Here is a 14,041-nt window from a genome sequence, read left to right as displayed (position 1 = left end):
CCAAGGCCTTCGCCGCTTCCAAGACCACCGCGATCCAATCAGCGAATTATTGAACATCGACAGCAATGACGGCCAGGTTGATAACGGGCAACGCTGCGCGCCGCTACTCCGCCGACAGCCGCACCATCTGACGGCCGCCGTTCATTTCCTTGAGGCGGTTGACGAAGTTTTCCGGGCGTTGCCAGCGGTTGGGGACCTGCAATCCCATGAATTCGGCGATATCGCCGATGAAGCCGGTGCAGTTGGCAGTCTCGGCGTTCCACACCGGCGAGTTCGCCTGCAATTTCTTGATGTAGGCGAATACGCGCTTGGCGTCCGCTTCGTTCAGATAGACGCGATAGCTCGCGGTCAGATATTCCGGATCGAGATCGCCGTAGCTCGCGCCGGTCTCGGACGGCACAAAGGTGATGTGACCGAGCACGTAAGCAAGCGTGTCGCCGGCCGGTGTGAGCCCTGCGACCTCCACGGCGCGCTCGCTGGTCTTGCCGTACCAGACGAAGGCATGGCCCCAGCTCGCGGCGGTACGCGCGCGGAAGTCGACGTAGTAGGGGCCTTTCTCCGCGCGCGCGACGGAGCGCCGCGTCGATTGCGGCTGAGGTCGCGAGGCGGTGTCGGTCGTGGCAAGCGCGTTCGCGTCGGCAACGCGCTTGTTTGCCTGATGGGCCGAGGCCGAGGGCGTCGTGCACGAGAGCATGGCCGCAAGAGCGAAGCCCGCGAGGATGCAGGATCCCGATCGATCAGCTTTGTTCGTCACGCGACACCCCTCGACTGTCGGCTGCTACGCAGATCTGCGCGTATTCCGCTGCGCGTCAGTAGCGCGCTGCGACCGGGCCGGGCGCCTTGCCGATCGGGGCTTTTCCAACCGGGCTCTTTCCAATCGGCATCTTGCCAATCGGCGCCTGTTCGGCCGGATAGGCCGGCACGGGCTGCCGGCGCGGCAGATCCGCAGCGTTCGCAGCCGTCGCCAGAGCAAGCGTAGCACCGAGAGCAAATACAATCTTCTTCACAGTCATATACCCCTGAAGGTTTGGTCCAAACACGGCAGCGCCGTGCCCCCAGACACGCCTCACAGAAGGGCGGCCGAATGCGTCCAAGTTGCGGCGGACGCTGGACATGTTGGCGGCATATGTCAGGCGCGCGCAGATGTGATGTGTCCGAATGCTTCGGAGATGCAGACGCGCCTCGGGCTATCGTTTCCCGGAGACGTTCGAGCGTATCTTGTCGGCGAACCAAACCACGAAGATCGCAACGAACGAGAGAGCGAAGTAAAGGGCCGTCCACAAAAGTGCATTGCCGGCATTCGTCATGGCGTCCTCCGTTGCATCAGAAATTGACTTCTTTTGCGAAAGGATAGCAGTGGCGGCGACGGCCGATTTGCGCCGGATCAATTTTGCTGCGGTGCGGGGGCAATTTGCCGGCGAGCCTTTAATTGCGCACTCAGCTTTGCGTCGTCTCGGAATGACGGAGAAAGTGGTTACAGCCGAAACTCGTTGGTCAGCTCGCCGATGCCGTCGATCGCGACGGTGACCGTGTTCACCGGCTCCTTCATCACGCCGACGCCGACGGAAGTGCCGACGGCGATGAGGTCGCCGGGCAGCAGGGTCATGTCATGGGAGATCCTGCTGACCAGCTCCTGCGCGCTGAAGATCATGTCCGAGATCGGATAGTTCTGCCGCTCCGCGCCATTGAGGATGGTGCGGACCACGAGCCTGGCCGGATCGAGGCCGGTCGCGATGACAGGGCCGAACGGGCCGTAATCGTCGATGCCCTTGGCGCGGGCCCATTGCGGGAAGGTGGGGTCGCGCGTCAGGATGTCGTTGGCGGTGATGTCGTTGACGCAGGTGTAGCCGAAGATGAAGCTGTCCGCTTCTGCCGGCGACACGCGCGCGCAGGCCTTGCCGATGACGATGCCGAGCTCGCCCTCATAGGTCGTCTTGCCGTCGTAGGAGGAGGGGCGGCGGATCACCGCACCGGGGGCGGCGATGCTGGTGGTGGCCTTCAGCAGATAGAGCGGCTCCGGCGGCTCGGGCTGGTTGAGCTTTGCCGCGAGCGCGTGGAAATTGTTCCAGAGCGCGACGATCTTGCTGGGCGCGCAGGGCGCGAGCAGCTCGACCTCCGACAGCGTCAGCGTCTTGCCGGTAGCGGTGTTGCGGCCGAACATCTCGCCCTCATGCACGCTGATGCCAGATGGGCTCAGCGTGCCGAAGCCGGTCGCACCATTGCTCCGGAAGCGGAGCCACTTCTTCATCTCGCTCGCCATCATGCCACAGCCAGTGCGCGCGGATCCGATGCCGTCGAGACCGCGTCATAGAGGCCGGCGATGCGGGCGCGCTGGGTCACCATCGCCAGCACCGAGTCGAGCGCGGGCGTTGCGATGCCGGTGAGACGGCCCATCTCCTGCACCACTGTCACGAGCGGGTCGATCTCCATGGGCCGGCCGCGCTCGAGATCCTGGAGCATCGAGGTCTTGTGCGCGCCGACCTTGCGGGCGCCCTCGATGCGGCGCTCCACGTCGACGCGGAATTTGACGCCGAAGTTCTCAGCGATGGCTTGCGTCTCCACCATGATCGCGCGGGACAGTGCGCGCGTCGCCGGATCGGTGCAGATCACGTCGAGCGTGGCGTGGGTCAGCGCGCTGATCGGGTTGAAGCAGACATTGCCCCACAGCTTCAGCCAGATCTCGTCCCGGATGCGGTCGAGCACCGGCGCCTTCAGCCCGGCGGCGACGAACAGGCCGGCGAGACGCTGCACGTCATCAGTGATCTCGCCGGAGGGCTCGCCGAGCGGAAAGTTGTTGCCGTAGACGTGGCGGATCACGCCGGGCGCTTCGATCTCGGTGGCGGGATAGACGATGCAGCCGATGGCGCGCTCGGCGCCGATTTCGCGCCACTGCCGCCCGCCGGGGTCGATGCTCTCCAGCGTCGAGTTCTCGTATTGCCCGCCGTGCTTGTAGAAGTACCAATAGGGGATGCCGTTGACGGCCGTGACGATGCGGGTGTGAGGCCCGAGCAGCGGCTGCATCTTCTCGATCACGCCGGTGATCGAATGCGCCTTCAGCGTAATGATGATGAAATCCTGCACGCCGAGCTCGGCGGGATCGTCGGTGCAGCGCGGATGCACGGTGTGCTGCTCCTCGCCCGCGAGCAGCGTCAGGCCGCGATCGCGCATCGCGGCAAGGTGTGCGCCGCGCGCGACCAGGCTGACATCGGCGCCCGCGCGCGCGAGCTGAACCCCGAGATATCCGCCGATTGCGCCGGCGCCGTAGATGCAGATCTTCATTAAATCCTCGCGGGACCAAGATTGGCAGTCAGTTGGATCGATCAGGCAACAGGCTCTCTGCACCTCTCCCGCTTGCGGGAGAGGTCGGCGCGTTCGGAGAGCGCGGCGGGCGAAGACTCCATCCTCTTGGGGAGTCTCCCCAGCGGGGGCAGCCGTCTCCCCAACCCTCTCCCGCAAGCGGGAGAGGGGGCGCAGCTCTTCCGTGGCTGGACGTGAGGCGTCGCTTTAGGCTGCGGCTTGCGGCGTGCCGTTGAGGGCCTCGTCGACGGCCGCGGCGATGTCGCGCATGCTGATGACGGAGATGAGGCTGTAATCGTCGATCACGGGCAGATGGCGGATGTGATGACGGTTCATCAGATGGCGGACGTGCTCGATCGGATCAGAGGTGGTGCAGGACACGAGCTGCTGCACCGAGACGAGCTGCGAGACCTTGACATTGACGGCGTTCGCGCCGTGTTCGGCGACGGCGCGCACCACGTCGCGCTCGGTGAACATGCCGACCGCGGTGTTGCCCTCGGAGCGGACCACGTCCTTCACCACCAGAGCACTGATGTTGTTGGCGCGCATCAGCTTGGCCGCGATACCCACCGTTTCGTTCATACGCACCGTGACAACGCGCGGCGTCTTCTTGCGCAGAATGTCTCCGACCAGCATTGCAACCTCCCTGGGTGAGTGACGGGAGAAGTGTGGTATACATAATGCCAATCGTCAAGCGCTGGATTTGGCTGATCCGAAAAATCTTGCGACAGCCATACTGACGTTTGTCCTCAGCCAAAGAGGCCAAAAAGAAAGGGGCGCATCGCTGCGCCCCTTCTCAAGCATGTAATCCGGGTGGTGCTTACGCCGTCTCGGTTTTGGCAGTGCCGGTGGCGGCTTGGGTGCTCTCGGCTTCCTTGCCGAGGATGAAGGAGCGGCGCAGCGGCTTGATCACGAACAGCGCCATCAGCGCCGCCATTGCGTTCAGCGCCACCGCGACCACGAACACGGCCTTCCAGCCATAGGCGGTGGAGATCACGCTTGCGAGCGGGACGAGCAGCGAGGCCGTGCCCTTCGCGGTGTAGAGCATGCCGTTGTTGGTGGTCGCGAACTTCGCACCGAAGGTGTCGCCGCAGGTCGCGGGGAACAGCGAGTAGATCTCGCCGAACACGCCGAAATAGACCGCGGTCGCGAGCACGAAGACGGTCGGCAGGTGGCCATAGGCCGACAGCGTCAGCAGCATCAAAGCAGCGGTGCCGAAGGCGATGAACATGGTTGGCTCGCGGCCGATGGTGTCGGAGACCCAGCCGAAGAACGGACGCCCGAAACCGTCGAAGATGCGGTCGAGCGAGATTGCGAACGTCAAGGCTGCCATCTGGAAGCCGGCGAGCGTCACCGGCGTGTTGGCGATCCCAAAGTCGTGCGCGATCGGGGCGATCTGCGCCGCAGTCATCAGGCCGCCCGAAGCGACCATGACGAAAACGAGATACATCACCCAGAAAACAGGGGTGCGCAGCACCTGCGGCGGGGTGAAGTCGATCTTGGTCTGCGGCAGATTGAGCTGCTTCTTTTTCGGCGGAATCGAGATCCGCGGTGGCTGGAGGAAGAAGGCGAGCACGAACACGACGAGGCCCTGGCCTATGCCGAAGGTGAGGAATGCGTGCTGGTAGCCGCTCGAGACGATCATGCTCGCGATCGGCACGATCGTGAGCGCGGCACCCGCGCCGAAGCCGGCGGCCGTCGCACCTGCCGCGAGACCGCGACGGTCGGGAAACCATTTCAGCGCGTTGCCGACGCAGGTGCCGTACACTGCGCCCGCGCCCAGGCCGCCGATGATCGCGGCCGCGTAGAGCAGGGTGAGGCTCTCGGCGTAGGAGTTGAGAATCCAGGACAGCGCGATCATCGCGCCGCCGAACATGACGACGATGCGCGGGCCGTATTTGTCGACGAACCAGGCCTCGACCGGCACCAGCCAGGTCTCGGTGACCACGAAGATGGTGAAAGCGAGCTGGATCGCGGCGCGCCCCCAATGATGGGCGGCGTCGATCGGATCGACGAACAGCGTCCAGCCATATTGCAGATTGGCGATCATGGCCATGCAGACGATGCCCATGCCGAGCTGGAGCCAACGGAAGCCGGTGCGAAGCGGCGCGGCGGTGACGGCGCCATCCGGGCTGGAAATCATCAGAACCTCCCAACGCGCCTGTCTGTCGTACATCAGCTTGCCAAGGTGACCTGATGTCGCAAATATTGTGTCTTATCGTCGCAGGCGTCGTCCGGAGATTGGTATACGATATTCCAGATTGCAAGTCCTATCTCGGCTCCGCGTTCACAAAATGCGGCGGGTTCCGAGGTCCGAGAATCGCGGCGGTCTTCCCGCGCCAAACGAAAACGCCCGGCCGTGAGGCCGGGCGTCGTGCTCGCGTGAACTGTGGTGAAGCGGTCAGATGGTCGATTTCGCGACTACGATCTTGCGCCAGGGTTTCAGCACCGCGATCGCCAGCAGCGAAGCCAGGATGTTGGCGCCGGCCGCGATGATGAACACGCTGTCCCAGGTGCCCGACGATTGCTGCATGTAGTTGGCGATCGGCACCAGCAGCGCGGCGGTGCCCTTCGCGGTGTAGAGCAGGCCGGCATTGGTGGTCGCGAACTTGGCGCCGAACGTGTCGGTGCAGGTCGAGGGGAACAGCGAGTAGATCTCACCCCAGGCGAAGAACACGAAGCCCGAGAGCAGCACGAACCAGATCGGATCCTGGCCCCAGAGGTAGAGCATCCAGATGCCGAACCCTTCCATGCCGAAGGCGATGAACATCGTGTTCTCGCGGCCGATCATGTCGGAGATCCAGCCGAAGAACGGCCGCGTCAGGCCGTTGAGCACGCGGTCGATCGTGGCCGCGAAGGTCACCGCCGTCATCGTCACCGCCATCAGCGTGACCGGCACGTTGTCGACCTTCCAGTCGGCTGCGATCGGCTTCAGGTTTGCGGTCACCATCAATCCGCCGGCGCCGACGATCACGAACATGAAGTACATCAGCCAGAAGATCGGCTGACGCAGCACCTCGGTCGGCTGATAGTTGCGCCGGGTCTGCAGCAGATTGGCATTCGCCACCACGTTCGGCACCTGGCCCGCTTTCGGCGCGAGCAGGAAGAAGGCGAGGATGCAGATGATGATGCCTTGCCCGAGGCCGAAATAGAGGAAGGTGGTCTGGAAGCCGCTGTCCTTGATCATGGCCTGGATCGGCGCGACGGTCAGAGCAGAGCCCGCACCGAATCCCGCGGCGGTGATGCCGGCGGCAAGACCGCGCTTGTCCGGAAACCATTTCAGCGCATTGCCGACGCAGGTGCCGTAGACGCCGCCGGCGCCGATGCCTGCGATGATCATGCCGAGATAGTAGCCGTTGAGCGAGGTGGCCTGCGCGTTGATCGCCCAACCGATGGCGCAGAGCACGCCGCCGACCAGCACGACGATGCGCGGGCCGTATTTGTCGACGAACCATCCTTCGATCGGCACCAGCCAGGTCTCGAACAAGACGAAAAGGGTGAAGGCCCACTGGATCGACGCGCGATCCCAGCCGAACGTCTTCTGGATGTCGGGGACGAAGAACGTCCAGCCATATTGGTAATTGGCGATCATCACCATCGCCATCACACCGATCGCCAACTGCGCCCAGCGATACGCATCGCTTACGCGTGCGGCACTGGGGGCCGCTGCCGACTGCACCATGTCCGTCATTAAAAACCCTCCCAAATGCGCCGATCATTTTTATGCATGCGCTGCCCGCATCCTGGTATTCATTATGCCAAGATTCAAGCGGAGGACGGGAGGTGCGGCGAAATAACGCGGGCCTACTCACATGCGCAATCAATGCAGGATTGTAAAGCCCCAATCGCTGCCGGCATGCCGGCGGAAATGGCGGCTGATCCTAATCAAACGATTGATTCAGCATTGACTTTCGCGTCGTCGCGACACCGCAAGGCGCTGTTGAAAAGCCCGCGCGTTTGAGGGATTTTCCACGTGTGCGCGGGGCGCGCCCGCCGACGCGTAGTCGGTCGGTGACCGCGCAACTACTGGAATTCTATATTCCAGAAGTCCGACCTGCGGCAATTTGGCGTCGGCGGGGCTGATGGCGCAGGTCGCACCTCACGCCATCGACGTGCGTAGCCGGCTATAGCCTTCCTGGATCGCGGACCAGAACAAGGCGACCAGACCGAGCGCCATGATCGTGCTGACGAGGCCGTTGGAGAAGAACACCCCGAGCGATCCCTGCGATCCCAGCAGCGATTGGCGGAAGGCTTCCTCCGCCTTGTCGCCGAGCACGATGGCGAGCACCAGCGGGGCGAGCGGGTAGTTGCACTTTTTCAGGAGATAGCCGAGCACGCCGAACACCAGCATCAGCATCACGTCGAAGGTGCTGTTGTGCACCGAATAGGCGCCGATCGCGCAGAGCACCAGGATGAGCGGCGCGATGATGCCGAAGGGCACGCGAAGGATCGCGGCGAAGATCGGCACGCAGGTGAGCACGACGATGAGGCCAGCGAGATTGCCGAGATACATCGACGCGATCAGGCCCCAGACGAATTCCTTCTGCTCGACGAACAGCATGGGGCCGGGCTGCAGGCCCCAGATCAACAATCCGCCGAGCAGGACGGCGGCGGTGGGCGAGCCGGGCACCCCGAGCGAGAGCATCGGCAGCAGCGCGGCGGTGCCGGCGGCATGCGCCGCCGTCTCCGGCGCGATCACGCCTTCGATCTCGCCCTTGCCGAAATTGTTGCCGCGTCGCGACAGGCGCTTGGCGATGCCGTAGCTCATGAAGGAGGCCGGCGTTGCGCCGGCGGGCGTGACGCCCATCCAGCAGCCGATCAGGCAGGAGCGCAGCGAGGTCATCCAATAGGCGGGCAATTCCCGCCAGGTCTGCAGCACCACCCGAAGGTTGATGGTGGCGTTGCCGCCGCGGAACGCCAGCCCTTCCTCCATGGTCAGCAGGATCTCGCCGATGCCGAACAGGCCGATCACGGCGATCAGGAAGTCGAATCCGTTGAGCAGCTCCGTGACGCCGAAGGTCAGCCGCAACTGTCCGGTGATCGAATCGAGGCCGACCGCCGCGAGCGCAAAGCCCATCATCATCGCCGCGATGGTCTTGAACGGCGGCTCCTTGCTGAGGCCGACGAAGCTGCAGAAAGCGAGGAAGTACACCGCGAACTTCTCCGCCGGACCAAATCGCAGTGCGAAGCCCGCAACGAGAGGCGCGACGAGCGTGATCATGATGACGGCAAACAGCGCGCCCACGAAGGAGGAGGTGAAGGCGGCGGTCAGGGCTTCGCCGGGTCTGCCCTGTTGCGCCATCGGATAGCCGTCGAAAGTGGTCGCCACGGACCAGGGCTCGCCGGGGATGTTGAACAGGATCGAGGTGATGGCGCCGCCGAACAATGCGCCCCAATAGATGCAGGACAACATGATGATCGCCGATGTCGGCGGCATGCTGAAGGTGAGGGGTAGGAGGATCGCGACGCCGTTGGCGCCCCCTAGCCCCGGCAGCACGCCGATGATGACCCCGAGCGTGATGCCGATGATCATCAGCATGATGTTGTAGGGCTGCAGGGCGACCGCGAAGCCGTGAAACAGATTGGCCAACTCTTCCATTTCGATACGTCCTGCAGCAATGACGGAAATAACGGCGCGGCTCTTACAGGCCGAGCCATTCCTCAAGGGGACCCTTGGGAAGCGGGACGAGGAACCAGCGCTCGAAAACGAGATAGGTCAGGACCGGCATGCCGACCGCGACCGCGATGGTCGTCAGCCAGCGATAGCCGCCGAGCCAACGCATGAACCAGGCGATGAAGACCATCGAGCCGACGTAGAGGCCGATGAACGGCATCGAGCCGACGTAGATCGCGGTCGGCACGACGACGCTCATGACCTGGCGCAGCTGTCCCCATTCTGCGAACAGCCGGCCGTCGTCGTCGCGTTGCGCATGCCAGAGGTTGATGGCGCTCGCCACGACGATGGCGGCGCCGATATAGAAGGGGAAGAAGCCGGCACGCGGGCCCTCCGCGCCCCAGTTGATGCCGGCCTTCAGGCTCCCGAAGATCACGACCAGACCGAACACGCCGATCAGCAGCGCCATGCCGATTTCCAGCGTCTTGTGTGCCGGGCCGCGTTCGGATCGTTCAGTCATGGGACCTCCAGGCGGAAACACAGTGTTTCGCGGTCGCGGCAGGCTGAGGACGACCAGCGTCGTCAGCCGTCGTCGAGCCCGCGGCTCAATTCGCCGGTGCGAGGAAGCCGGCTTCCTTCATCAAGCCTTGGTGGCGCTTCTCCTCCGCCTCGACCCATTTGGCGTAGTCGGCGCCAGTCATGAAGGTCGTGTTGAAGGCGCCGCTCTTCATGAAGTCCTGCCATTCCGGCGTGGCGCGCACCTTCTTGAACAGCTCGACATAGTATTCGACCTGGTCCTTCGTCGCCTTGGGCGACATGAAGATGCCGCGCAGCATGAGATATTCCATCGCGAGGCCCTGCGACTTGCAGGTCGGAATATCCTTCCAGGCCTTGCCCTCGGCGATCGGCTCGTCATAGGCCATCGGCTGGGCGTCGAAGACGCAGAGCGGACGAAGCTTGCCGCCGCGCCATTGCGCAACGGCCTCGATCGGATTGTTGACGGTTGAATCGACGTGATTGCCGACGAGCTGGACGGCGACTTCGCCGCCGCCCTTGTAGGGAATGTAGGTGAACTTCGCGTCGATCGCCTTCTCGAGGCCGACCGTGATGATCTGGTCTTCCTGCTTGGAGCCGGTGCCGCCCATCTTGAACGAGCCGCTTGGTGCCTTTTTCGCGGCGTCGACGTAATCCTTGACGCTGTTGTACGGCTTCTCGGCATTCACCCAGAGCACGAATTCGTCGAGAGCCAGCATCGCGACTGGGGTCAGGTCCTTCCAGTTGAAGGGAATTCCCGTCGCCAGCGGCGTCGTGAACAGGTTCGACAGCGTGATGATGATCTTGTGCGGATTGCCCGACGACGTCTTCACATCGAGGAAGCCTTCACCGCCGGCGCCGCCCGCTTTGTTGATGACGACCATCGGCTGCTTCATCAGGTTGTGCTTGGTGACGATGCCCTGAATGGTGCGTGCCATCTGATCGGCGCCGCCGCCGGTGCCCGCGGGCACGATGAACTCGACCGGACGGACCGGCTCCCAGGCAGCCCGGCTTGCGGTGCTGTTGGCGCACGACATCGCGATTGCCGCCAAAGCGACATTCAGAACGGATGGCTTCATTTGCTTCTCTCCCTGTCGAACCCTCAACGCAGCCGCTCTTTGTCGACTTGCGTCAGCCCATCTCGATTCAGATGCCTGGTGTCACCCTTGCGGTCGATCTCTCCTGGCAATCCCGATAGAAACTGTATGAGGAGGGATAACGCACGGCATCCGCTCCTTTCGGCTAAGGTTCCGCCAAGGTTCGCGGCGCGTGCGCCCTCGGCTGTTCCCGTCTTGCGTTATGTTTCCCCGTCCTACACCCTGGATTGTGCAATCGTTCGTGCTTGTCCAATGGTATGCGCGATGCCAGCGAACAAACAATCGGATCGGCGGTCAGTCCGGTGGACGAATCGTCGCAGTTGCGGCCGCAAGCCCAGGCAAGGAGGCAAAAAGAAAATGGCCCCGAACATGCGGGGCCATTGCACCGAACCTGACGTCTGCGGGGTCTGTCAACTCCGCCGTTTGGCGGGAGGACAAGGCCTTCTTACAGGCCGAAACGCGGCAGGTCGCCGTTGTGATTGGAAATCTCGGCACTCGCCATCAGGAAGCTGTCGATCGCGGCCATCAGGCGGGCGAAGAGCGAGGCGGAGGGGGCGAGAGCAACGGAAGCGGTCTTGGACATCGGAAATCCCTTTCTTGAGACAGTCAGTCCTGCTGCCTCATTTCGAAGCGTAGTCTATGTATACCAGATGCCATGGTCCACGACCTTGTTTGCATAGCAGCATTCGTTCTTCCGCATTGCGGCATGGGCGATGAGCTTCTGGCGGGCAGGGCACCTTGACACGGCCTGCCGAACAAAGAATGTTATGTTATAACATAACATAGTGAGATGCCGTGTCTCGCCGTCCTCGACCCATCCCGCTCAAAAGGCTGTTCGATCTCCATGCCCAAACTCCCCGTCACCGTCTTGTCCGGCTTCCTCGGGGCTGGAAAGACCACTTTGCTGAACCACGTCCTGAACAACCGGCACGGCCTGAAAGTGGCGGTGATCGTGAACGACATGAGCGAGGTGAACATCGATGCGGACCTGGTCCGCGATGGTGGTGCCAACCTCTCGCGGACTGATGAGAAACTGGTGGAGATGACCAACGGCTGCATCTGCTGCACCCTGCGCGACGATCTCCTGAGGGAGGTACGTGCGCTCGCCGAAAGCGGGCGCTTCGATTATCTGCTGATCGAATCGACGGGCATTTCGGAGCCGCTCCCGGTCGCCGCGACGTTCGATTTCCGCTCGGAAGAGGGCGAAAGCCTCTCCGACATCGCCCAGCTGGACACGATGGTGACGGTGGTCGACGCCGCCAACCTGCTGAAGGACTATTCCTCGACCGAGTTCCTCGGCGAGCGCGGCGAGGCGCTGGACGGCGACAAGCGGACACTGGTCGATCTCCTCGTGGAGCAGATCGAGTTCGCCGACGTGATCGTGCTCAACAAGGTGGACGATGCCTCGCCGCAACAGCGCGAGGCGGCACGGCAGATCATCCGCTCGTTGAATCCCGAAGCCGACATCATCGAGGCCAATCACAGCCGCGTGCCCTTCGACCGCGTGCTCAACACCGGCCGTTTCGACTTCGAGAAGGCCCAGCAGCATCCGCTCTGGTACAAGGAGCTCTACGGTTTCGCCGACCACGTGCCTGAAACGCAGGAATATGGCGTGAAGAACTTCGTCTACCGCGCCCGCAGGCCGTTCGATCCGTCGAAGTTCGACGAGTTCGTCAAGGGGGCCTGGCCGGGCGTGATCCGGGCGAAGGGTCATTTCTGGCTGGCGACGCGGCCGCAATGGCTTGGCGAGATCAGCCAGGCGGGAGCGATCGTGAGGACCGAAGCGCTGGGTTTCTGGTGGGCGAGCGTTCCAAAGGAGCGGTGGCCGAACGATGAGGGCTGGCGCAAGCGGCTCGGCCAGTATTGGGACAAGGTGTACGGCGATCGTCGCCAGGAGATCGTGTTCATCGGCACCGGCATGGACGAAGCCGGGATCCGCCGCAGGCTCGACGCATGTCTTGTCCCGGAAACGTCCGCCATGGACGTCGCCGCATGGTCCGCTCTCGCCGATCCGTTTCCGGCCTGGCGTCGAGGCGATCAGTCCAACTGATCGACGTGAATATCAAAAGCCTCGGCGTGAGGTCCGGACGCGACCATCTCCGGCCAGGTCTTGCAAGGGGACGGCAAAGCCGTTAGTGCTCTGCCCCTTTCCAATCATCTGTCAGAGTGGTTCATGTCGAGCGCCTCGCCCGCCGTCTCGATCGGCATCGATTTTGGGACCAGCAATACGGTCGTCGCGATCGCGGCGGACGACCGCCGGGTCGAGGCCATCCGCTTCGATCATGGCGGACAGCGCCACAGCGTCTACGTGTCGGCCCTGTGCTTCTGGGAGGACCGGCCGGGCGCCGGCGCCCAGGCCGAGGGCGGCCCGTGGGCGATCGAGCAGTTCCTCGAAGGCCGCCACGTCTACCGCTTCCTTCAGTCGTTCAAGACGTTTGCGGCGAGCAGCAGCTTCAACACCACCCAGGTGTTCCGGCAACGCTACAAGTTCGAGGATATTCTGGCGGCGTTCCTGCGGACGCTGGCGCGCCATGGCGGTGGGAAGTTCGGCTTCGAGGCGGCGAATATCACGGTCGGTCGCCCGGTGCGCTTCGCCGGCGGCAATCCCGACGAGGCGCTGGCGATGCAGCGCTACCGGGCCGCGTTCGAACGGCTCGGCGCCGGTCACGCGCGCTATGTCTACGAGCCCGTGGGTGCGGCGTTCTCCTTCGCGCGCCGGCTGGAGCGGGATGCCACCGTGCTGGTTGCCGATTTCGGCGGCGGCACCAGCGATTTCTCCGTGATGCGCTTCTCGCGTGCGGGCGGCAGCCTTCGCGCCGAGCCGCTCGGCCATGCCGGCATCGGCATTGCCGGCGACACCTTCGACTATCGCATCGTCGACCACGTCGTCTCGCCGCGGCTCGGCAAAGGCTCCAGCTTTCGCTCGTTCGACAAGGTGCTGCCGGTCCCGAGCGGCCACTACACCAACCTCGCGCGCTGGCATCAGCTCGCGATGATGAAGAGCAACGGCGATCTGCGCGAGCTCCGCGAGCTTGCGCGCACTGCGTTGAAGCCTGATCTGCTGGAGGATTTCATCACCATCGTCGATCTCGACCTCGGCTTTTCGCTCTACCGCGCCGTGTCAGATGCCAAGGTCGCGCTGTCGGCGCAGGACGAGGTGGACTTCCGCTTCAAAGGCGGCGGCGTCGATATCGGCGCGGCCATCACACGGAAGAATTTCGAAGCCTGGATCGCCGACGATATCGCCCGGTTGGGGGCGACCGTCGACAAGGTGCTGGGCGAGGCCGGCATCACCGCGCGCGAGATCGAGAAGGTGTTCCTGACCGGCGGCACATCCTTTGTGCCGGCCGTCCGGAAACTGTTCGCCGAGCGGTTCGGCAACGAACGGCTGATGTCAGGCGACCAGTTCGAGTCGATCGCCTACGGGCTTGCGCTGATCGGGCATAGTCCCGACCCGGATCGCTGGGCGGCAAGTCAGGCCACGGTGGCGTAGCAGGCG

At 63.5% G+C, this 14,041-nt stretch carries 13 protein-coding genes; 2 read left to right on the top strand and 11 right to left on the bottom strand.

Going from position 1 to position 14,041, the window contains the following annotated elements; translation table 11 throughout:
* Nucleotides 1-103: 103 nt before the first annotated feature.
* The 11 genes from ACM42_RS01650 to ACM42_RS01600 form a co-directional block, all read right to left on the bottom strand.
* Nucleotides 104-754, bottom strand: coding sequence for a hypothetical protein (locus tag ACM42_RS01650; RefSeq protein WP_271526377.1), 651 nt, complete (start codon nt 752-754; stop codon nt 104-106).
* A 55-nt stretch (nt 755-809) separates the two neighbouring features.
* A complete protein-coding gene (locus ACM42_RS01645) occupies nt 810-1,013 on the bottom strand; it encodes a hypothetical protein (RefSeq protein ID WP_035718272.1) in 204 nt (67 codons plus the stop codon).
* 461 nt (nt 1,014-1,474) lie between these two features.
* Nucleotides 1,475-2,263 (bottom strand): fumarylacetoacetate hydrolase family protein, encoded by a 789-nt coding sequence (locus tag ACM42_RS01640; RefSeq protein WP_271526376.1) that lies wholly within the window; start codon nt 2,261-2,263, stop codon nt 1,475-1,477.
* Nucleotides 2,260-3,279 carry a 2-dehydropantoate 2-reductase gene (locus ACM42_RS01635; RefSeq protein ID WP_271526375.1) on the bottom strand — a complete coding sequence of 340 codons (1,020 nt, stop codon included), beginning with the start codon at nt 3,277-3,279 and terminating at the stop codon, nt 2,260-2,262. Before ACM42_RS01635 ends, ACM42_RS01640 begins: the two co-directional genes overlap by 4 nt.
* A gap of 225 nt (nt 3,280-3,504) precedes the next feature.
* The gene (locus ACM42_RS01630; RefSeq protein ID WP_271526374.1) at nt 3,505-3,933 is read right to left on the bottom strand and encodes a CBS domain-containing protein; all 429 of its coding nucleotides are present in this window, start codon (nt 3,931-3,933) and stop codon (nt 3,505-3,507) included.
* Between the two features lie 184 nt (nt 3,934-4,117).
* The gene (oxlT, locus tag ACM42_RS01625) at nt 4,118-5,440 is read right to left on the bottom strand and encodes an oxalate/formate MFS antiporter (RefSeq protein WP_271526373.1); all 1,323 of its coding nucleotides are present in this window, start codon (nt 5,438-5,440) and stop codon (nt 4,118-4,120) included.
* A 258-nt stretch (nt 5,441-5,698) separates the two neighbouring features.
* A complete protein-coding gene (gene oxlT, locus ACM42_RS01620; protein ID WP_271526372.1) occupies nt 5,699-6,988 on the bottom strand; it encodes an oxalate/formate MFS antiporter in 1,290 nt (429 codons plus the stop codon).
* A gap of 408 nt (nt 6,989-7,396) precedes the next feature.
* Entirely contained in the window at nt 7,397-8,896 is a 1,500-nt protein-coding gene (locus ACM42_RS01615; RefSeq protein ID WP_271526371.1) for a tripartite tricarboxylate transporter permease, read from the bottom strand.
* A 43-nt stretch (nt 8,897-8,939) separates the two neighbouring features.
* Nucleotides 8,940-9,431: a tripartite tricarboxylate transporter TctB family protein gene (locus ACM42_RS01610; RefSeq protein WP_271526370.1), complete on the bottom strand. Its 492-nt coding sequence runs from the start codon at nt 9,429-9,431 to the stop codon at nt 8,940-8,942.
* 85 nt (nt 9,432-9,516) lie between these two features.
* A complete protein-coding gene (locus ACM42_RS01605; RefSeq protein WP_442868881.1) occupies nt 9,517-10,524 on the bottom strand; it encodes a Bug family tripartite tricarboxylate transporter substrate binding protein in 1,008 nt (335 codons plus the stop codon).
* Between the two features lie 463 nt (nt 10,525-10,987).
* Nucleotides 10,988-11,125 (bottom strand): hypothetical protein, encoded by a 138-nt coding sequence (locus tag ACM42_RS01600; protein WP_194388353.1) that lies wholly within the window; start codon nt 11,123-11,125, stop codon nt 10,988-10,990.
* A 261-nt stretch (nt 11,126-11,386) separates the two neighbouring features.
* On the opposite strand from ACM42_RS01600, the gene zigA reads away from it, so the two are divergent.
* Together zigA and ACM42_RS01590 are read left to right on the top strand one after the other, a co-directional pair.
* Nucleotides 11,387-12,592, top strand: coding sequence for a zinc metallochaperone GTPase ZigA (zigA, locus tag ACM42_RS01595; RefSeq protein ID WP_271526369.1), 1,206 nt, complete (start codon nt 11,387-11,389; stop codon nt 12,590-12,592).
* A gap of 123 nt (nt 12,593-12,715) precedes the next feature.
* Entirely contained in the window at nt 12,716-14,035 is a 1,320-nt protein-coding gene (locus ACM42_RS01590; RefSeq protein WP_271526368.1) for an Hsp70 family protein, read from the top strand.
* Nucleotides 14,036-14,041: the final 6 nt, after the last annotated feature.

Origin of the sequence: Bradyrhizobium sp. CCBAU 25338 (genome assembly GCF_028128965.1) — a bacterium.
GTDB lineage: Bacteria > Pseudomonadota > Alphaproteobacteria > Rhizobiales > Xanthobacteraceae > Bradyrhizobium > Bradyrhizobium liaoningense.
This window is presented reverse-complemented; position numbering and strand designations above follow the sequence as displayed.

Bases quoted from the DNA above. Each gene is read 5' to 3' on its own strand.
- ACM42_RS01640 (WP_271526376.1), bottom strand. From the start codon at position 2,263: ATGATGGCGAGCGAGATGAAGAAGTGGCTCCGCTTCCGGAGCAATGGT.
- ACM42_RS01600 (WP_194388353.1), bottom strand. From the start codon at position 11,125: ATGTCCAAGACCGCTTCCGTTGCTCTCGCCCCCTCCGCCTCGCTCTTC.
- ACM42_RS01645 (WP_035718272.1), bottom strand. From the start codon at position 1,013: ATGACTGTGAAGAAGATTGTATTTGCTCTCGGTGCTACGCTTGCTCTG.
- ACM42_RS01605 (WP_442868881.1), bottom strand. From the start codon at position 10,524: ATGAAGCCATCCGTTCTGAATGTCGCTTTGGCGGCAATCGCGATGTCG.
- ACM42_RS01635 (WP_271526375.1), bottom strand. From the start codon at position 3,279: ATGAAGATCTGCATCTACGGCGCCGGCGCAATCGGCGGATATCTCGGG.
- ACM42_RS01610 (WP_271526370.1), bottom strand. From the start codon at position 9,431: ATGACTGAACGATCCGAACGCGGCCCGGCACACAAGACGCTGGAAATC.
- ACM42_RS01630 (WP_271526374.1), bottom strand. From the start codon at position 3,933: ATGCTGGTCGGAGACATTCTGCGCAAGAAGACGCCGCGCGTTGTCACG.
- ACM42_RS01615 (WP_271526371.1), bottom strand. From the start codon at position 8,896: ATGGAAGAGTTGGCCAATCTGTTTCACGGCTTCGCGGTCGCCCTGCAG.
- oxlT (WP_271526373.1), bottom strand. From the start codon at position 5,440: ATGATTTCCAGCCCGGATGGCGCCGTCACCGCCGCGCCGCTTCGCACC.
- ACM42_RS01590 (WP_271526368.1), top strand. From the start codon at position 12,716: ATGTCGAGCGCCTCGCCCGCCGTCTCGATCGGCATCGATTTTGGGACC.
- zigA (WP_271526369.1), top strand. From the start codon at position 11,387: ATGCCCAAACTCCCCGTCACCGTCTTGTCCGGCTTCCTCGGGGCTGGA.
- oxlT (WP_271526372.1), bottom strand. From the start codon at position 6,988: ATGACGGACATGGTGCAGTCGGCAGCGGCCCCCAGTGCCGCACGCGTA.